This is a genomic window from Streptomyces sp. NBC_00988 (assembly GCF_045162645.1).
Taxonomy (GTDB): domain Bacteria; phylum Actinomycetota; class Actinomycetes; order Streptomycetales; family Streptomycetaceae; genus Streptomyces.
Map to the genome: position 1 here is coordinate 988,173 of NZ_CP108730.1, position 18,769 is coordinate 1,006,941.

18 protein-coding genes are annotated in these 18,769 nt (G+C 70.5%); 5 read left to right on the forward strand and 13 right to left on the reverse strand.

Annotated features, from left to right (window positions below; genetic code table 11):
- Positions 1-4: 4 nt before the first annotated feature.
- From OG496_RS04645 to OG496_RS04665, 5 genes are read right to left on the reverse strand one after another with little or no spacing between them, the layout of a single operon-like run.
- The gene (locus OG496_RS04645; RefSeq protein ID WP_405969693.1) at positions 5-1,153 is read right to left on the reverse strand and encodes an acyl-CoA dehydrogenase family protein; all 1,149 of its coding nucleotides are present in this window, start codon (positions 1,151-1,153) and stop codon (positions 5-7) included.
- A complete protein-coding gene (locus tag OG496_RS04650) occupies positions 1,150-2,001 on the reverse strand; it encodes an acyl-CoA dehydrogenase family protein (protein ID WP_405969694.1) in 852 nt (283 codons plus the stop codon). Before OG496_RS04650 ends, OG496_RS04645 begins: the two co-directional genes overlap by 4 nt.
- Positions 1,991-2,962, reverse strand: a complete 972-nt coding sequence (locus tag OG496_RS04655; RefSeq protein ID WP_405969695.1) for an NADPH:quinone oxidoreductase family protein — start codon at positions 2,960-2,962, stop codon at positions 1,991-1,993. Before OG496_RS04655 ends, OG496_RS04650 begins: the two co-directional genes overlap by 11 nt.
- A complete protein-coding gene (locus OG496_RS04660; protein WP_405969696.1) occupies positions 2,959-3,981 on the reverse strand; it encodes a phosphotransferase family protein in 1,023 nt (340 codons plus the stop codon). The genes OG496_RS04655 and OG496_RS04660 overlap by 4 nt, the downstream gene beginning before the upstream one ends.
- Entirely contained in the window at positions 3,978-5,258 is a 1,281-nt protein-coding gene (locus OG496_RS04665; RefSeq protein WP_405969697.1) for an acyl-CoA dehydrogenase family protein, read from the reverse strand. The genes OG496_RS04660 and OG496_RS04665 overlap by 4 nt, the downstream gene beginning before the upstream one ends.
- A gap of 145 nt (positions 5,259-5,403) precedes the next feature.
- On the opposite strand from OG496_RS04665, the gene OG496_RS04670 reads away from it, so the two are divergent.
- Entirely contained in the window at positions 5,404-6,069 is a 666-nt protein-coding gene (locus tag OG496_RS04670; protein ID WP_366492497.1) for a TetR/AcrR family transcriptional regulator, read from the forward strand.
- Between the two features lie 98 nt (positions 6,070-6,167).
- The gene (locus OG496_RS04675) at positions 6,168-7,208 is read left to right on the forward strand and encodes a dihydrodipicolinate reductase (RefSeq protein WP_405969698.1); all 1,041 of its coding nucleotides are present in this window, start codon (positions 6,168-6,170) and stop codon (positions 7,206-7,208) included.
- A 90-nt stretch (positions 7,209-7,298) separates the two neighbouring features.
- Here the strand turns inward: OG496_RS04675 and OG496_RS04680 are convergent, their stop codons facing one another.
- From OG496_RS04680 to OG496_RS04695, 4 genes are all read right to left on the reverse strand, one after another.
- Complete coding sequence (locus OG496_RS04680) at positions 7,299-7,820, reverse strand: MarR family transcriptional regulator (RefSeq protein ID WP_366492495.1); 522 nt, start codon at positions 7,818-7,820, stop codon at positions 7,299-7,301.
- 39 nt (positions 7,821-7,859) lie between these two features.
- On the reverse strand, positions 7,860-8,180 hold the full coding sequence (locus tag OG496_RS04685) for a carboxylesterase family protein (protein WP_405969699.1): 321 nt from the start codon (positions 8,178-8,180) through the stop codon (positions 7,860-7,862).
- A 231-nt stretch (positions 8,181-8,411) separates the two neighbouring features.
- A complete protein-coding gene (locus tag OG496_RS04690) occupies positions 8,412-9,155 on the reverse strand; it encodes a polysaccharide deacetylase family protein (protein WP_405969700.1) in 744 nt (247 codons plus the stop codon).
- A 210-nt stretch (positions 9,156-9,365) separates the two neighbouring features.
- Entirely contained in the window at positions 9,366-10,772 is a 1,407-nt protein-coding gene (locus tag OG496_RS04695; protein ID WP_405969701.1) for a glycosyltransferase, read from the reverse strand.
- A gap of 229 nt (positions 10,773-11,001) precedes the next feature.
- Between OG496_RS04695 and OG496_RS04700 the strand changes: the two genes are divergently transcribed.
- The 3 genes from OG496_RS04700 (at position 11,002) to OG496_RS04710 (ending at position 13,619) form a co-directional block, all read left to right on the forward strand.
- Positions 11,002-11,427 (forward strand): BlaI/MecI/CopY family transcriptional regulator, encoded by a 426-nt coding sequence (locus OG496_RS04700; protein WP_405969702.1) that lies wholly within the window; start codon positions 11,002-11,004, stop codon positions 11,425-11,427.
- A 4-nt stretch (positions 11,428-11,431) separates the two neighbouring features.
- Positions 11,432-12,442: a M56 family metallopeptidase gene (locus OG496_RS04705; protein WP_405969703.1), complete on the forward strand. Its 1,011-nt coding sequence runs from the start codon at positions 11,432-11,434 to the stop codon at positions 12,440-12,442.
- Between the two features lie 241 nt (positions 12,443-12,683).
- Positions 12,684-13,619, forward strand: a complete 936-nt coding sequence (locus OG496_RS04710; RefSeq protein ID WP_405969704.1) for an alpha/beta hydrolase fold domain-containing protein — start codon at positions 12,684-12,686, stop codon at positions 13,617-13,619.
- A 66-nt stretch (positions 13,620-13,685) separates the two neighbouring features.
- Here the strand turns inward: OG496_RS04710 and OG496_RS04715 are convergent, their stop codons facing one another.
- The 4 genes from OG496_RS04715 to lhgO all read right to left on the reverse strand — a co-directional run bounded on the left by OG496_RS04715 (position 13,686) and on the right by lhgO (position 18,735).
- Positions 13,686-14,765: an Ldh family oxidoreductase gene (locus OG496_RS04715; protein WP_405969705.1), complete on the reverse strand. Its 1,080-nt coding sequence runs from the start codon at positions 14,763-14,765 to the stop codon at positions 13,686-13,688.
- Positions 14,766-14,786: 21 nt separating this feature from the next.
- Positions 14,787-16,496: a thiamine pyrophosphate-dependent enzyme gene (locus tag OG496_RS04720; RefSeq protein WP_405969706.1), complete on the reverse strand. Its 1,710-nt coding sequence runs from the start codon at positions 16,494-16,496 to the stop codon at positions 14,787-14,789.
- A 13-nt stretch (positions 16,497-16,509) separates the two neighbouring features.
- Entirely contained in the window at positions 16,510-17,370 is an 861-nt protein-coding gene (locus OG496_RS04725) for an amidohydrolase (RefSeq protein ID WP_033282910.1), read from the reverse strand.
- A 156-nt stretch (positions 17,371-17,526) separates the two neighbouring features.
- Positions 17,527-18,735: an L-2-hydroxyglutarate oxidase gene (lhgO, locus tag OG496_RS04730; protein WP_405969707.1), complete on the reverse strand. Its 1,209-nt coding sequence runs from the start codon at positions 18,733-18,735 to the stop codon at positions 17,527-17,529.
- Positions 18,736-18,769 lie beyond the last annotated feature (34 nt).

The window sequence follows — 18,769 nt, forward strand, 5'->3', positions numbered from 1 at the left end:
GGCTTCAGCGCGGCAGGCCGAGGATGCGCTCGGCGATGATGTTGCGCTGGATCTCGGAGGTGCCGCCGGCGATCGTCCCGCCGAAGCTGCGCGCGTACCGCTCGAACCAACTGGCGTTGAACGTCTCCAAGTTCATATGGGTGTACGGCCCTGTCCGCACGGGATGCAACAGCGCCTCGGTGCCGTGCTGTTCGAGGGCGTGCAGTTCGGCGCTCTGCGCGGCCTCGGAGCCGAGCAGCTTGAGGACCGAGATCTCCACCGGGTTCCGGTCGGGTCCGAGGAGCCGGTAGCCGAGCAACCGCAGTGCCTGGACGTCCATTTGGAGGGTGGCGTACCACTCCTCGTCGCAGGCCGCGTCCTGGATCAGGGCGTCCATCCGCTCGGCGTAGTGCACCCACAGCAGGGTCCGTTCGTGGCCGAGCGAGCCGTTGGCCACGCGCCAGCCCTCGTTGAGGGGGCCGACGAGGTTCTCCTTCGGGACATGGACGTCGGTGAAGAACACCTCGTTGAAGTCGAGGTCGTCCGGTGCGGCGATCGACCCGAACGGCCGCCGGACCAGGCCCTCGGAGCCGGTGGGGATGAGCAGGACGCTGATCCCCTTGTGCTTGGGCGCCTCGGGGTCGGTGCGGACGAAGGTGAGCAGGACGTCGGCGTCGTGCGCGCCCGAGGTCCACACCTTCTGTCCGTTGACCACGAAGTGGTCACCCTCAAGGGCCGCGCGAGTGCGCAGTCCGGCGAGGTCGGAGCCTGCTCCGGGCTCGCTCATGCCGAGCGAGGCGGTGATCTCGGCGCGCAGCAGGGGTACGGCCCAGTCACGTTTCTGTTGCTCGGTGCCGAAGGTCAGCAGTGAGGCCGCGATGATGTTGAGGCCCTGCGGGTTGAAGCTGTGGTAGATCCGGCGCCGGGACAACTCCTCAAGGTGGGCGACCACTTGGGGCAGCGTGGCGTTGCGGCCGCCGTACTCGGGCGGTTGGGCGGGCAGCAGCCAGCCCGCGTCGAAGAGCTTGCGCTGCCAGCGCCGGGCCCAATCGGGTATGTCCGCGCTGGACTTGGAGCGGACCGTGGCCTCTTCGGGGGTGGGCAGGTGGGCGTCGAGGAAGTCGCTGAAATCGGCGCGGAACTTCTCGACCTCGGGGTCGGGGGCCAGCCTCATACCAGCAGCGCCTTCCTGTGCTCGGACGCCGTACCGAGGAGCAGGTCCCCGGCCTTGGCCCGCTTGAGATGGATCTGCAGCTCGTTCTCCCACGTGTAGCCCATGGCCCCGAACAGCTGGAACCCGTTCTGGAAACAGACCCGTTGGCAGTCACCGGCGGCGGCCTTGGCCATCGCGGCGGCCCGGCCGCGGCGCGGGTCGTCCTCGGCGATGGTGAGTGCGGAGAAGTAGGCGAGCACCTTGGCGCGTTCGATGGCGACGTACATGTCGGCGGCCTTGTGCTTGACGGCCTGGAACGAGCCGATGGGGACGCCGAATTGGTGCCGTTGCTTCACATGGGCGACGACCAGGTCGAGGATGCGCCGGCAACTGCCGACCGTGCTCACCGCAAGTCCCATCAGGGCCAGGTCCGGTACGCCGGCGACCAGGTCCGGCGCGTCCACCCGGGCGATGTGCAGGGTCGGGTCGAACACGGACAGCCGCTCGGCCGCCAGGTCCGTTCCGTCCCGTACGACCACGCCCTCGGAGGTGAGAATCGCGATCTCGTCCGCGCGGTCGGCGTCGAGGACGAACTTCCCCTCCCCGTCGAAGACACCGGTGCCCGAGCCGTTGGGCAGCCGTCCGGCCAGCGGCGCGAACCAGGTCGCCGTGGCGAGGAAGGGCGTCGGATCGGCGGCGTACCCCAACTCCTCCAGGACGATGGCCAGTTCCACCGGCGGGGCTTCGAGCCAGCCCAACTCCAGGTAGGTGTCCCAGAGTTGCTTCTCGGGCAGTGACCGTGACTTGGTGACCGTTTCGCGGACCACTCGCTGGAGCAGCCGCTGTTCGTCGTCGAACTCAAACTCCATGCGCGACCTCCAGAAGGACCTTGCCGATGGCACGGCGCCCCAGGCCGAGGGCCTCGGCGACGTCGGCGAGCGGATACACGGCGTGGATGCGGGGCCGGATCTTCCCGGCGGCGAACAGTCCGTGGAGTTCGGTGCGGGCGGCGACCAGGTCGTCCCGCCGGTGCCGCGCCCAGCCGCCGAGGTCGAAGCCGTGCAGGCTGACACCTTTGAGCATCGGGAGGTTGAGCGGGATACGCGGGATCTCCCCGCTCGCGAACCCCACGCTCACGAACCGCCCGCCCCAGCGCATCGCCCGCAACACCTCCTCCGCGTACGGCCCGCCGACGGGGTCGATCACGACATCGGCACCGCCCGCGTCCCGCAGCCCCCGCTTCAGATCGTCGTACGGCAGAGTCAGCCGCGCGCCCTGCTCGGCGCACACCGCCCGTTTCTCCTCCGTCGAGGCGACGGCGACGATCTCCGCGCCGAGCAGCGCGCCGAGTTCGACGGTCGCGAGGCCGACTCCACCGGCCGCGCCGAGGACGGCGACCCGTTCGCCCGGCCGCACGTCGGCTACCAGGCGCAGCGCGTCGAAGGCGGTGGCGTGGCTGACGCCGAAGGCCGCCGCGCGCTCGGTGGGAATTCCGTCGGGGATACGGCTCAGTCCGGCGGGGCGTGCGGTGACGCGTTCGGCGAAGGCGCCGACGAACATCGAACCGAAGACCCGCTCACCCTTCTCGAATCCGTTCGCGGACGCGGCGACCACGCCGGCGAACTCGCTGCCGGGGGTGAAGGGCGGCACCGCCTTCACCTGGTACGCGCCGTCGATCACGAGGAGATCGGCGAAGTTGACGGCGGCGTAGTGCACGTCGACCGGGATGCCGCCCTCCGACCCGGCCAACTCCCCCTCAGGCACGACCTGTTCGGGGATGTCCTCGACGACCACCGGGCCGCCGACGGCGTTGCAGCGGGCGGCTCTCATAGCCGGGTCGTCGCGGCGAGTTCGGCCGCCTGGGCGGCCATCTGCAGGACGACGTCGCCGTAGTGGGCCATCTTCGGGTTGCCGCCCTCGCCCTTCACATGGCGGGCGTAGCCGCCTTCGAGGACGATGGCCATCTTGAAGCGGGCGAGGATCACGTAGTAGTCGATCTCGCTGACGTCGCGGCCGCTGACCTTGGCGTAGTGCTCCAGCAGGTCGGCCCGGTCGGGCATGCCGGTGTAGTCGACGTAGCCCTTCTGGGTGCGGTCCTCGTCGGCGTCTGGCCAGCCCATGATGACCCAGCCGAGGTCGAGCAACGGGTCCCCGACGGTGGCCATTTCGAAGTCGACCAGGGCGGCGAGCCGGGCGGGCGCGCCGTGCTGGAACATGACGTTGGCGAACTGGTAGTCGCCGTGGATGATGCCGGGTTCCCAGTGGGCGGGACGGTGTTCCCGCAGCCAGGCAGCGGCGTTCTCCAGGCCGGGTATCTCGCGGAACTTGAACTTGGCGAGGTGGGCGAGCCAGCGGTCGACCTGCCGGTCGTGGAAGCCGTCGGGGCGGCCGAAGCCTTCAAGCCCCTGGGCCCGCCAGTCCACGTTGCCCAACTTGGCGATGCCCTCGACGAGTTGGTACGCGAGGCCGGGACGCAGGGACAGGTTGCTGAGGAACGGCTCGGGCCAGCCGTCGGAGTTCATCGGCGACCAGCCATCGACGTGTGCCATGAGGTAGAAGCAGGAGCCGAGCACGCTCGTGTCGTCGCACACGGCGATCGCCTCGGGGTGCGGGACGTCCGTGCCGTTGAGGGCGTTGAGGACGCGGTATTCCCGGAGCATGGTCTCGTTGCGCCCCGGCGGAACCTTCTCCGGCGGTTTGCGCAGCACCATGCTGCGGTCGCCGCGCCGGATGCCGTAGATGTCGTTGGAGGTGCCGCCGGAGATGTACGACGTCTCGACGGGTTCGCCGGGGGCGATGCCCTGGTCGTCCAGCCAGCGGGCGAGTGATTCCGTGTTCGCGAGCGTCACAGCAGGTCCTCCAACTGCTTCCGGGCCCATTCGCGGCGGGTGGGCAGGTGCTGGGTGGGCCAGAGGCCGGGGGCGGCTTCGTAGCCGCGCAGGACGTCACGGGCGACGGTGATCTTGTGGACCTCGGTGGGGCCGTCGACAACCGCCATGACGGCAGCGCCGTTCCACATGTCCGCGAACGGCATTTCGTTCGACACACCGAGGGCGCCGTGCAGGTGCATCGAGCGGTACACGACGTCGTGCAGCACCTTCGGGGTGAGGAACTTGATGGCGGCGATGTCCTTACGGACCCGCTTGTAGTCCTGGTACTTGTCGATCTGCCAGGCGGTGTAGAGCACGAAGAGGCGGAACTGGGCGAGTTGGGCGTAGGAGTCGGCGAGGTCGGCGCGGACGAGCTGCTTGTCCGCGAGCCGCTCGCCCTGGGTCTCGCGGGACAGGGCCCGCTCGGCCATCATGTCGAGCGCCTTCTGGCTCTGGCCCACGACGCGCATCGCGTGGTGGACGCGGCCGCCGCCGAGCCGGGTCTGGGCGATCGCGAAGGCCTGGCCCTCGCCGCCGAGCAGCGCGTCGGTGGGGACGCGGACGCCGTCGTAGGCGATGAGTGCGTGCATGCCCTCGTCGGTGGCCTCGCCCATGATGCCGAGATGGCGCTCGATGCGGACACCGGGGGTGTCGCTGGGGACGAGGAACATCGACATGCTCTTGTAGGGGCTGACGTCGGGGTTCGTCACGGCCATCACGATGACGAACTTCGAGGTGCGGGCGTTGGAGGAGAAGAACTTGCGGCCGGTGATGACCCAGTCGTCGCCGTCGCGTTCGGCGCGGGTGGTGAACATCGTGGGGTCGGCGCCGGCCTGCGGCTCGGTCATGGAGAAGCAGGAGAAGCACTCACCTTCCAGCAGTGGTTGGAGGTAGCGCTCCTTCTGCTCGGCGGTGCCGTAGCGGGCGATGATCTCGGCGTTGCCGGTGTCGGGTGCGGCCGTGCCGAAGATGACGGGGGCCCAACTCGACTGGCCCAGGATCTCGTTGATGAGCGCCAGCTTGACCTGGCCGAAGCCGCGCCCGCCGAGTTCAGGGCCGAGGTGTGGTGCCCACAGGCCCTCGTCGCGGACCTGTTGCTTCAACGCCCGCACGATCGGGCCGAGTTGGTCGTCGAGCGGGTGGTACGCCCGGTCCGGATGGAGCAGGTCCAGCGGCTCCACTCGCTCGGAGCGGAATCGCCGGATCCACTCCAGTTTCTCCTCGAACTCCGGCTCGGTGGAAAAGTCCCATGCCATGTCAGACGAACCTCCTGCCAACCCGGACGGATGGCGGTGAGAATATCATTCTCATCTCACGCAAGTAAGGGTCTCGAAACTTGCCGTGCGTCCTTCGGTAGGGGAAGCCGGGGTGTTACCGCTGAAGTGGAGTATCGTTCTTCAAGTGACAGCTGTCCCCGAAGAACAACCAGCCTGGCGCCAGCGCGCCGTTGAGCGTTCCACCCGTGCCGCCAAGCTCCGCGCCGAACAACGTGTGCAGCGCTTCCTGGACGCGGCGCAGGAACTCATCGCGGAGAAGCGGACGACGGACTTCACGGTCCAGGAGGTCGTGGACCGCTCCAAACAGTCACTGCGCAGCTTCTACCAGCACTTCGACGGCAAACACGAGCTGCTGCTCGCCCTGTTCGAGGACGCGCTGTCCAAGTCGGCGGCGGAGATCCGCGAGACGGCCGGTTCCCAGTCGGATCCGCTCCAGGCGCTGCGGCTCGGCGTGACGATGCTGTTCGAGCAGTCGCTGTCCAACCCCGGTGTGGAGCGCCCCCTGTTCAGCGACTTCGCACTCCAACTCCTCGTGAAGCATCCCGCGCAGGTGGCGACCGCCCATCTCCCCCTGCACCAGGTGTTCACGGAGTTGGTCGAGCAGGCCGAGGACGCCGGCGTCCTCCCCGCCGGGAAGCCCCGCCGCCAGGCCTCGATCCTGATGCAGACGGTCATGTTCGTCGCGCAGGGCAACGGAGTTCCGGCCGGCAGCCACGCGGCCCCGGTCACCGCCGAGGAGGTCTGGCAGTTCTGTCTCGGCGGCCTCTCGGGCGTCCCCGTGCACAACTGACGGACGGCTGACGGGTATCCAACGGACGCTCGTCGATGTAATTGACGCTCTCCACAGCCGAGAGTACGGTTCTCGCCCACCGGAACAAGGGGTGGTCGATGACCGAGCCGCTACGGCATGGAGTGCAGCGCTACCGAGTCGTGCAGTGGGCCACCGGGAACATCGGCGCCCGCACTATGCGTGCCGTACTGGAGCATCCGAACCTGATCCTGGCCGGGGTGTATGTCCACACCCCGGCCAAAGCAGGCCTGGATGCGGGTGAGTTGAGCGGCCGCGGGCCCGGCACGACCGGGATCGTCGCGACGCACGACATCGACGAGATCCTGGCGCTCGGTGCCGACTGCGTCCTCTACACCCCGCGCACCTGCGACTTCGACGACGTGTGCGCACTGCTCTCGTCAGGCGTCAACGTCGTGTCGACGCGTGGCGAGTTCCATCACGCGCCCAGCCTCGACCCGGTCACACGAAAACGGATCGAGGACGCGTGCGAGCGGGGCGGGACCTCGGTGCACAGCACGGGCAGCAGTCCCGGATTCATCACGGAGGCCCTGCCGCTCGCACTCACCTCGATCCAGCGGCGGCTCGACGCGCTGACGATCGACGAGTTCGCGGATCTCTCCCAACGGGACTCCCCCGGGCTGCTGTTCGAGGTGATGGGCTTCGGCCGGCCCCCTGCCGCATTCGGCGAACAGCGCCTGGCCGGACTGCGCGACAGCTTCGGCCCGTCGTTGCAGCTGCTCGCCGAGGCGCTCTCGACACCGCTCGACTCGGTGGAGGCGGTCGGCGAGGTCGCAACTGCCCGCCGCACCACCCGAATCGCCGCGGGCACGCTGCCGGTCGGCACGGTGGCCGCGCAGCGGATCACCGTGTCCGGCCTGTGCAAAGACCGACCCCTGCTGCGGTTCCGCGCCAACTGGTACTGCACCACTGACCTCGACCCCGCCTGGGATCTCCGCGCGACCGGCTGGCACGTCTCGGTCGAGGGAGACGCGCCGCTCGACGTCGACCTGAGGTTCCCCGTGCCCCTCGACCGCATGGCGGCGATGTCCCCGTCCTACACCGCGAACCGTGCGGTGAACGCCGTGCCGTTCGTCTGTGCGGCAGCCCCCGGAATCCGCACCACGGCCGACCTCGGGTGACGTCAGCGCGCCCCGGGGGCCGGAACCCCGACGGTCCGCACGGAACCCAGACGGCCCGCACCCGGCACCGGGACGTCCCGCGCCTGGAACTCAGACGGTGCCGGCCGGGGCCACGACCTCGGTCTCGCCGTCCTCGTCGATCGAGTACTTCAGGAAGTCGTCGACCATGCGGTGGAACAGCGTTGCCAGTTGCTGCAGTTCATCCGTCGACCAATCCGAGAGGGCCATTTGCATGCCGCGCGCACCGGCGTCCCGGACACTGCTCACGGCCTTCCGGCCGGCCTCGGTCAGCTCGATCCGCTGGGCCCGGCGGTCGTCGGGGTCGGGCACGCGGGTGACGTAGCCGGACTTCTGGAGCTGCTGCACCGTCCGCGTCACATGCGAGGCCTCGACACCGAGGCGATGGGCCAGCTCCCCCGGACGCAGCGGGTCGGAGTCCGCGACCTGCCGCAGCAACGCCACCGCCGCGCGGTCCAGAGGCACACCGGCGAGGGCCATCAGCCGTTCGTGCTGGCGGGCGCGGGTGCTCAGGTAGGTGATCCGAGTGAGGGCTCGCTCGATCTCGGTCACCTCCGGGGAGGCGGGGGCTTCGGGGATCGGTGGTGTGGACATGGGACCCACTTTACCATATTGTTGCGTAACTCAAGTAATTTACTGCGTTCGTTTGGCGCGCGTACTGCGGAGAGAGTACTTGCCGGGTGTTCCGCCGCTCCGCCGCCCCCGCTCCCCGCCCCGTTCCCGCCTCACCGAAGCTTCACCAGGGCTTCTGGCTCGCGAAGAACCGCTCGAAGAAGTCCACCTTGGCCGCGTCCGCGAGGGCGAGCGGGCCGAACCGGTCGCCGCGACGCGCACGCCGGTCCAGGATGTCGCCCGCTGCGGCGGACGCCAGCGGTTGGCGCCCGCCGTGGTCGCCGCGTACGGCAGTCCCTTGAAGACGGTGACGCCGGAGACGAGGGAGGCCACGCCGGACACGCGGCCGGTGTCGATCCGGAGCGGGCCGGCGAGCGGGATTCCGGAGGCCGTGCGGTCCGCCGCGCCGACGCTCGTTCCCGCACCGACGAGTGCGGCCGTCGCGGCGACGGTCAGCGACCCGTTGAGGAAGGTCCGGACGGTTCATGGCGTTCGAAAGCATGGGGGCTCCCTAGTCCAGGTACTTGCGAACGCAAATTCCGCCGACCAGGAGTGCCAACATTATTGTCAACTTCAGAGCGGATCCACAGCATGCTCCCGCAGCGGGCCCACGGACAGGCCCCGCAGCGCGCAGGTGTCGAGGATGCGGGGCACGGCGCCGAGGGTTGCGCGCCAACTGCCGGGTGTCGAGGTGCAGTCGGAGTCGTGCAGCAGAACGGTGCCGCCGCCGCGGAGGTCCTCGGTGACCGTCCGGTGGACCGACTCGGGTGTGGCGCGCGCCCTCCAGTCCTCGCCCCAGGCCGTCCACAGCACCGGCGTGAGGTCCAGGCGGCGGGCTGCGAGGTGGGCGCCGGTCGACATCACGCCGTAGGGCGGGCGGAAGAGCCGTGGCACGCGCCCGGTGAGGTCGCCGACCGTGTCGCGGGCGCGGGCGAGGTCGTCGTGGGTGGCGCGGGGACCGCGCAGGACCAGCGGGCGGTGCAGCCAGCCGTGAACGGCGATCTCGTGTCCGGCGGCGGCGATCTCGCGGACCAGACCGGGGGCGCGTACCGCTTGGTTACCGAGGAGGAAGAAGGTGGCGTGCACCCGGCGCTCGTCGAGCAGCCGTAGGAACAGCGGGGTGGAGAGGGGATCCGGCCCGTCGTCGAAGGTGAGCGCCACATGGTCCGGCCGACCGCGGCCGGAAAGACGGGGCATCACGCGGTTGCGCAGCGGCCCGTAGGTGGAGAGGACGGGGGCGGCGTATGCGACGGCAAGGATCGGGAGTGCGGGGAGCGCGACGCGGGCGGTCGCGCGGAGAAGACGGGTGGCTGTCATGGACGGCGGCCCTTCGTGGAGCTCACGGCGGACGCGGTGCGGGCGGAGCAGGCGGCGTCGCGGACGCGCGGCGCGGCACAGCCGGCCGTAAGAAGAAGGCCTACGGTCGTCATACGCGGCGCCTCCTCGCGCCACCCACAGTCGAAGCGGCGCACGGCAACGAAGTTGCGCGGTGCGGCGCAGGCTGCCTAGGAAGAAGGCCTACGTCGCTCATGCGTGGTGCTCCTTCACGTGGCCCGCGTGGCCCCCGTGGGGCGCATGTTCCGCGTGGTGTGCGTGGCTCAGGTCGTCGAGGTCGAGGCCCTGGCCTATCGCGTGCATCAGGCCCGGGCCGCTCTCGGTCGTGGCGACCGCCGTGCCGACCGCGCCTGCCCAGACCGCGCAGGCCAGGGCGGTGGTGGTCGCGAGCCGCCGGGCGGTCGGGCGGGTGGTCCGGCGAGTGGTGGGCGGGATCGCGGGCCCCGTGGTGAGGGGCGCGGCGGGAACGATGCCCGCCCGGCAGATCCTGGCCGTCTCGGCGGCCGGGCCGCCGTCCGAACCGTCCGCGAACAGGGCGAGGCCCGCCTCCCGTTGCAGCAGTCCGCGCGGGCCGTCGATCAACTCGCCCAGTACGTGCTTGAGTTGGGCCGGGTCCCGGATCCACGCGGCGACGCCCGCCTCGTCCAGGGCGGCCGCGTTGGTCAGTCCGTGGCCGGGTATGCAGCCGTAGCTGGCGACGGGCAGGCCCGCGGCGAAGGCCTCCAGGGAGGTCAGGCCGCCGGCGTTCTGGACCAGGACGTCGGCTGCGTGCATCAGGCCGGGCATGTCGTCGACCCAGCCGTGGACGTGCTCGATGCCGTCCGCGCGGAGCTGCTCGGCCAGCATCTCGTTGCGGCCGCAGACCACGAGCGGTACGGCCGCGCCGCAGTCGCGCAGATCACGGGCGACCTCCCGGACCGGTCCCACGCCCCAGGAACCGGCAACCAGCAGGGCCAGTGGGGCAGTTGGAGGCAGGCCGAAGCGGGCGCGGGCCGCGGCGCGTTCCGGTGCGCCCACGGGGTGAAAGCGCGGGTCGGCGACCGGGCCGCACACGCGGACGTCGCGCGCGCCGGCGGCCCGGGCCTGCGTGGCGGGCACGGCGTGCAGTGCGAGGTGGACGTCGACGCCGTCGGCCACCCACAGCGGGTGCACCGAGAAGTCGGTGAGGTAGGTGAGGACGGGCACGGTCAGCCGCCCGTCGAGACGGAGGTTGCCCAGGACCCGGCTCGCACCCGGGTAGGTCGACACGACGGCGCCCGTGTCGGCGGGCAGGGCGCGCAGCAGCCGTTCCTCGGCGGAGCGCAGCAGCGCTCGCGCTACGGGGCCGCCGCCTCCGGCGCGCTCGGTGCTGCTGTAGATCCGCTGGTAGGCCCAGGGTGCCCGGACGAGCATGCGGTGGTAGCCGTCCCGCACGAGCCGGCCGAGCCGGGCGGGCAGCACGTCGAGCAGGTCGAACCGGTCGACCGTGAGACCGGCCGCCACCAGCCGCCGCTCCAGTTCGGCGGCGGCGCCGTCGTGACCGGCTCCGACACTCGCCGAGACGATCACGACACGCTCGGCCGGCAACGGACGGCGCACCGTGTTTCCGAGGTGGGGCATGGGCTTTTTCCTCCGCAGGTGGAGTGGAGCGGCGAAACTCTACAACATGTAGTAGATAAGCTCGTACAACATGTAGTAGATCGCGGTCGCAAAGCCCTTGACCGACCCCCTGGCCGATCTCTCCGACCCTTCGGTCCATCCCTTCGAGCCCTTGGCGCACTTCCTACAGGCCGTAGTAGGTACGCGGGTAGGCTGGGACGCCGAGCGGTGAAAGGCGGTGGGGTGAACAGTGCACGACCGGAAGAACGACGAGCCCGGCGCGACGTCCGGCAGGCGGGCGCGCGGTGAGCTGGAGAGCGGGGTTCTCGCCGCCCTCTACGGGGCCGACGCGCCGCAGACCGCTCGCCAGGTCAAGGACCGGCTCCCCGGGGACCTCGCGTACACGACCGTTCTGACGATCCTGTCGCGCCTGCACGACAAGGGGATGCTCGTCCGCCACCGCGCGGGCCGCGGGTACGCGTACGCGCCGGCCCGCGACGAGGCGACCCACACCGCGGAGCGGATGCGCTCGCTGCTGGAGCACGGCACCGACCGCGAGGCGGTGCTCACCCGCTTCGTCTCCGAACTCTCCGCCCAGGACGAGCAGTTGCTGCAGCGACTGCTCTCCGGACACGACGGACCCCACCCCGCCGGTCACACCGACGAAGGACCGTGAGCCGGTGCTGATCAGCGTGTACGTCCCCCTTCTGATCACCATGGTCATCGCGGTGTTCGCACCTCGCGCCGCTCCCCGACTGGCGCCGCGCCCGGCCGCCTGGTCGCTGGCCTCCGCCGCGCTGGTGGCGTCGCTGGGCTGGCTGGGGTCACTGGCGTTGCTGGCGTTCGCCGGGCTGGTGCAGATCCCCGAGGTCGCCGAGGAGGGCCGCTGGTCGGTCGCGGCCGTACGCGCCTCCGACCCGGTCTATCTGACGGTCGCCGGGGCCGCCGCCCTCGCCCTCCTCGCGTCCGTCACGGCCCTCGCCATCGCCGCAACCCGTCAGCTACGGCATCTGCGCTGGGCCCGCCGCGAGTGCCGACTCCTGCCCGGCGACACGGAGTTGGCCGTCCTGGACATCGAGTCACCGGAGGCGTTCGCGCTGCCGGGGGCGCCCGGGCGGATCGTCGTGTCGAGCGCGATGCTGCGCTGCCTCGGCGACCGCGAACGCGAGGCACTGCTCGCCCACGAGCGGGCCCATCTGCGCGGCCGCCACCACCTCTTCCAGACCCTCTGGCGCCTCTCCGCCGCCGTGAATCCGCTCCTACGACCGCTGTCCAACGCGGGCGGCTTCGTCCTGGAGCGCTGGGCCGACGAGGAGGCCGCGGTGCGCGTCGGCGATCGTACGGTCGTCGCCCATGCCGTGGGCCGGGCCGCTCTCGCCACCTCGGCGAACCGCTCCCGCCCGGCACTCGCCGCGACCGGCGGAGCGGTACCGCAGCGGGTCCGGGCGCTGCTCGCACCTCCTCCCCCGCGCCGGGCCCTGCCGTTCGTCGCGGGCGCCGCCCTGCTCGTCGTGTGCTGCGCGAGCCTGGCCGACGCCGCGACCGACAGCGAGGACATGATCGAGACGGCGCAGCGTGCGGCATGCGTGGCGACTCAGGCGGCGACCGTGCCGACACCAGGGGCGTCGGTCTCGCCGCATGGGGTGTGCTGTGAACACGGGGAGCTGGAGGGGCCCGCCCAGCACCGCTGACCACAGGGTCGGCGCCGTGGCGGCGTCGAGGAACACGCCGGGACACCGACCTGGGTCGGGGCGACCCCGCACCCGAAGCCACAGCCCTCCGGCGTCGCCCCCTGAACAGCGCCGATCGCACCATCCACGCGATATACACGCGTGTTATCGTCGCCCTACCCATCGCCAGGAATCCTGTTGATCGGCGCCCCGGCGATCGGACTCGAATCCCCCGTCGCGCTCACTCCACGAATGGAGCGGCATGTCTGTTCTGGCCCGGCCGGCGGTGGCCGCCTTCGCCGCCAAGTCCCTGCAGCGTCTTTCCGTGATGGCCGACCGGCGCCCCAGCGGACGTGGTTCCGCCGCTTCCTCGCATCAGCGGCTTCCTGAATTTCCGCGCCGGACACGGGAGTTGACGATCCCGACGAGCATCGCCCCGGCACGCGCCACGGTGTACCTGCCGGCCGGCGAAGGGCCGCCTCCGCCGGTGCACGTGAACTTCCACGGCGGCGGCTACGTCGTCCCGCTGACCGAACTCGACGACCCGCTGTGCCGTTTCCTCGCGGCGGAGGCCGGTGTCGTCGTGGTCAACGTCGACTACGTCGTCGCGCCGCAGCACCCGTTCCCCGCGCCGCCCCGGCAGGCCTTCGAGGTCGTCCGGTGGATCGCCGAGCTCGGCGGCGAGCAGGGCTGGGACGGGGACCGGCTCACCGTGGGCGGACAGAGCGCCGGGGGTGGACTCGCGGCGGCGGTGGCCCGGCAGGCGCTGGAGGAGGGCGGGCCCTCGATCGCGCTCCAGGTGCTGCACTATCCGCCGCTGGACCTGGCGACCAGCGCCAAGGACAAACACTCCGCCATCGCCAAGCCCGTGTTGAAGCCCTGGATGGCGGAGGTCTTCGACACGTCGTACGTCCCCGATCCGAAGGTCCGTGCCGACCGGCTGGTGTCGCCCGCCCATCCGTCGGACACCGCGGACCTGAAGGGCATCGCCCCGGCCCTGGTCGTCACGGCGGAGTACGACCTGCTCAAGGCGGAGGGTGTGCGGTACGCCGACCGGCTTCGTACGGCGGGGGCACTGGTGGAGCACGTCGACGTCGCCGGCGCCGACCACGGCTACGACGGCACGGACGACGAACGGGCCCTGCAGACCTATGCCCTGATCGCGCATCAGATACAGGAAGCCGTGGGTACTGCCTGAACTCCCCTCCCTGACAACGCACTTCGCCGACCATCCCCCTCGGACGGTCGGCGAAGTGCCGCTGGGTCACGCCGACGGCACCGCCTCCGGCAGTGTGAGGCCGAACTTCCCTGCCGCCTCGGTCAGTTCACGCCAGACCTTGGGCGCGACGGGGATGCCCTTCGCACCGCGCCCCTCGGCGACCGCCGCGCTGCGTTCGCCGGGGTAGAAGACACCCTCGGCGCCGTCTGCCGGCGGCAACTGCTTGAGGGTGGCCAGCGTTGCGTCGACCGCCTCGGTGAAGGCGGCCGGGTCGCCGAAGGCCGCCGGGTCGAGGGCGATGAGCAGGGCGTTCTGGCGGTGCTTGCGGCCCTGGGGGTCGTCCGAGTGGAACGCGGCGAAGATCGGCGCACCGACCAGCACGCTGGTGAGCAGCTCGAAGGCCAGGGACATGCCTGAGCCCTTGGCGCCGCCCAATGGCAGGGGCATGACGGCCAGTTCGGGGTCGGTGGTCGGGGTGCCGTCCGCCGTGGCCGCCGCGCCCTCGGGCAGCGGGGTGCCGCTCGCCTTCGCCTGGCGGATCTTGCCCAGGGCGATGGTCGCGGTGGCCATGTCGAGGAGCAGCGGGGCATGCGATTCCGCCGGTACGGCGATGGCGAGCGGGCTGGTCGCCACGGCGGCGCCCTTGACGCCGGTGTAGCCCATGTTGGGCATCCCGGCGACGTAGCCGACGCCGACGAGTCCCTGCTCGGCGATCTTCGACACGTAGTAGCCGATGGCGCCGGTGTGGACGGTGCGGCGGACCCCGACGGCGGCGACTCCGCTGATCCTGGCCCGGGTGACCGCCTCGTCGGCGGCGGCGCTGAGGGCCACCGGGCCGGGAGCGCGGTCGGCGTCGAGGACGGCCGCGGCCGGGGCCGTTGACTCGATCCTGATGTCGGCGTCGGGGTTGGCCACACCCTTGGCCAGCAGCTCCAGGTAGGCGGGGACGCGCGCGATGCCGTGCGAGTCGACGCCGCGCAGCGCGGCCCACACGAACACGTCGGCGGTGGTACGCGCCTGCTCGGCGTTCAGGCCGCCCTTCTCCAGGAGTGCGGCGGAGAAGGCGCGCAGGTCGTCGGCGGCGACAAGTACCTTGCCCGGCTTGGGCGTTGCGGTGTCGGACATGGTGGCGGGTGCCTTCCTGGTTCAGCGGGTGACGAGGACGTCGACGACGGCGGTGGTGCCCTCCGCCACGGCCTTGAGCGCACGCTCCAGCGCGGGCACGAGAGCCTCGGGTGCGTCGACGGTCTCGGTGTGCATCCCGAACGGCTCGGCGAACGCGGCGAGTCGGGGCAGCCGGCGCAGATCGGTGCCGAGCCACTCACCGGTGTCGGCGGCGGCGCCCTCGGGGTAGAACCTGCGGTGGTTGAGGTTCATCGACTTGTAGACGCGGTTGTTGAACACCACGATCAGCAGCGGGAGTTCGTAGGCGTTGGAGGCGTCGTACGACGGGATCACCGGGTTGTAGGTGAACGCGCCGTCGCCGATGGTGAGCACCACCAGGCGTTCCTGGGCGGCGAGTTTGACGCCGAGCGCGACCGCGATGCCCTGGCCGAGGCCGCCCTGGACGTAGAAGTACGAGTCGGGGTCGGCGGTCTGGACATGGCGCTTGACGACACGGCTGTGCGTGATGGTCTCGTCGACCACGATTCCGCCCTGGCCGTCCAGCAGCTTGCGCAGGGTCGCGGCGACGAGGACCGGGTCAACGCCCGCCGCCCGCGCCGCCTTTGCCTCGGCGGCGGCGATGGCGGCCTGCTCGTCGGCGTGCCGTTGCTCCTGGGCCGCACGGCGTACGGCGACGGCCTCCGTGTCCAGGCCCTCTGCCCGCTTGGCCAGCTGACGCAGGGTGTTGGCGACGTTGCCTTCCAAGTACGTGTCGGCGAACAGGACTTGGTAGACGACGTGCGGGCGCTGCGGTACCTCGTCGATGACGACGATCGTCGCCTTGGAGGGCCGGCGCGACGGCGGGTAGAAGGGAGCACGGCAGTTGACCAGAAGAATCAGGTCCGCCTCGTCCATCCACGGGCCGATGTCGTTGCCGGCGTGCAGTGGGTGGGTGCGCGGGAAGTTGCCGCAGACCGCCGAGTCGGGCTCGACGACCGGGATGTTCCACGCCTCGGCGAAGGCGACGAGCGCCTCGAAACCGCCCGCCTCACGGCCGGCCGTCTCCGTGACGATGACCGGATTCTGAGCCTCGCGGATCAACTGCGCGACAGGATCGACCTCTTCGGGCGAACTGTGCGTCGAGCCGGGCGGCACGATCGGCTTGGCCTCGCGCCCGTCCCACTCCTCCAGCAGGATCTCCAGCGGGACGTTGAGGTACGCCGGTCCCGCCGGGGCCCGCCAGGCCAGTTCCGCCGCCCGCGTCACCATCGTAGGAAGGGTGTGGACGCTGGCGGCCTCGTTGGACCACTTGGTGAAGGGCTGTGCGATCTGGTGCGGGCCGCCGACGACGGACAGGTTGCGGTACCACTGGCCGCCGGGGTCCTGGCCGGGGCCGTCTCCGTACGTGGTGGACTCCGAGGAGCTGACCACCATCGGGACGCCCGCGAGCAGCGCCCCGTGCACGGCCATCGAGCCCTGGAGCAGACCGGGGGCCGCGTGCAGGAGCACGCCCTGCGGCCGGCGCTTGATGAGGCCGTAGCCGGTGGCCATGCCGACGGCGACGGTCTCGTGGGTCAGGTCCAGGTACTGCGGGCAGGGCAGTCCGTCGCGGTGCCGGCGGGCGAGGGACTCCCAGACGGGGGCCCACTCGGAGCCCGACGAGCAGAAGATGTAGTCGGCGCCGACGGCGTTGAAGGCGGTGACGAGAGCGTCGCCGCCGTCGGCGCCCGGGGTGTTGGTGGTGTCGGTCATCTCTCGTGGTTCCTCAGCCCTCGATCGGCCAGTTCAGGACCTCGGAGATACCGCGGCCCATGATCCATTCAAGCTCCTCGGGCGTGAAGTCCCAGTGCTTGGTGAACTGCTCGATCGTGTCGGTGTAGGTGATGCCGTGGCCGAGCAGCCGGGTGATGTCGGTGCCGTAGAAGCAGCGCTGCGGGCCCATCTTGTCGACCATCTCGCGGACGTACTTCTGGATGTTGTTGTTCGGGAACGGCTGCGTGGAGTAGCCCGGGAGCGCCGAGAGCTTCACGTAGATGTTCGGGTGGGCGGCCAGGTCGGCGGTCTCCGAGACCCAGTAGCCGATCGCGTCGTCGACGCAGCGGGCCATGATGCCCATGTGGTCGATGATGATCTTCAGCTCGGGGTGCTTGGCCGCGATCTCGCCCAACTCCCGCTTCCAGATGGGCGCGTGGACCATCGTCGGGACGCGCAGCTCCTCGGCGATCGGCCAGTACCAGTCGTTGGTGCCGTCGATCATCCAGTTGCGGTCCTGCGGCCGGTGGAAGGTGAGGCGCGTGCCCTTCACATGCGGGTTCTGCGCGAAGTCCGCCAGCATCGCCTTGCCCTCTTCGGGCTTGTTCTGCGGGATGCGCGCCATGATGCCGAAGCGGTCCGGGTGCGCCTCGCAGGCCTCCAGGGCGTAGTCGATCCGGTCGCCCTCCCAGGACGGCGGCAGGATCAGGGCCCGGTTCACGCCGGCCTCGTCCATCAGCTCCAGGGCCTCTTCGTACGAGAAGGGGTCCTCGCGGTGTCCGTTGAGGCGGATACGCTCCCGCGCGCCCGGGACCCAGGGGCGGTCCGGGGTCTCTTCCTTCCAGATGTGGATCTGCGTGTCGACAACGAACATGTCGTGAGCTCTTTCTCTCGAAGGTCTTACGAAGGTCGTGCGAAGGGGCTGGTGAGGTGGTGTTGCGGAAGGAACGCTAGGCGGGTCGCGAGGCCTTGCCGAGCCCCGGGAGCGCAAGCAGTAGTTGCGCGAAACACCGCTGCACGCAGGGCATTCTCAGTGTGCGGACGGGGTGTCGAACACGGCGCCGACGATGTGCTCGGCGATCGCCATGGACGCCGTCGCGGCCGGCGAGGGCGCGTTGCGTACGGCGGTGATCCGGCCGACCTGGTGGATGCGGAAGTCGTCCACGAGCGTGCCGTCGGGGTCCAGTGCCTGGGCGCGGACGCCCGCACCGCCGCGTACGACGTCGGACACGCCGACGCCGGGGACGTACAGTTCGGCGTCCTTCATGAAGGCCTTCGCGGACAGCGAGCCGCGGTACTCCTTGATGCCGGTCCGCCAGTGCTGGGCGGCCATCTTCCAGGAGCCGGGGTAGGCGGCGAGGCCGGCGAGGTCCTTCAGGGAGAAGCGGCTCAGCTTGTAGCCCTCCCGCGCGAGGGCGAGGACGGCGTTCGGGCCGACCTCGACGCTGCCGTCGACCCGCGGGGTGAAGTGCACACCGAGGAAGGGGTAACGGGGGTCGGGCACCGGGTAGATGAGCCCGCGCACCAGGTTCGTGCGGTCCGGCTTGAGGAGCATGTACTCGCCCCGGAACGGGACGATCCTCGGTTCCCTCTTGTCCTGGGCCAGCTTCGCCACGGCGTCGGAGTGGAGGCCCGCGCAGAGGATCAACCGGTCGACGCGGACGCGCAGTTGGCCCGAGGCGACCTCGATGCCACCGGGCACGTTGGTGATGGACGTGACCGGGAAACCGAGCCGCACCTCACCCCCGGAGGCCTCGATGTCCTTGGCGAACTCCCTTGCGATCGCCGGGTAGTCGGTGATCGCGGTGCGCGGGGAGTGCAGGGCCGCGATGCCGCCCGCATGCGGCTCCAGCTCCTTGATCTCCTCCTGGGAGATCTTGCGGAGTTCGGGCACGTGGTTGTTCCTGGCCCGCTCGTAGAGGTTCTCCATCCGGCCCAACTCGTCCTGCCGTACGGCCACTACGAGCTTGCCGATCTCGTCGTACGGCAGCCCGCGGTCCTGGCAGTACTCGCGCAGGATCGCTACGCCGCGCACGCACAGCTCGGCCTTGAGGCTGCCCGGCGCGTAGTAGATGCCGGCGTGTACGACCCCGGAGTTGTGGCCGGTCTGGTGGACGGCGACCTCGTGTTCCTTCTCCAGGACCACGACCCGGGTGCCGGGGCGGCGCAGGGCGATCTCGCGGGCGGTGGCCAGGCCCACGATGCCGGCGCCGACGATGCCGATCGTCTCGTCAGCCATCGGCATCCTCCTCTCTGTCGTACCGAATATCTGT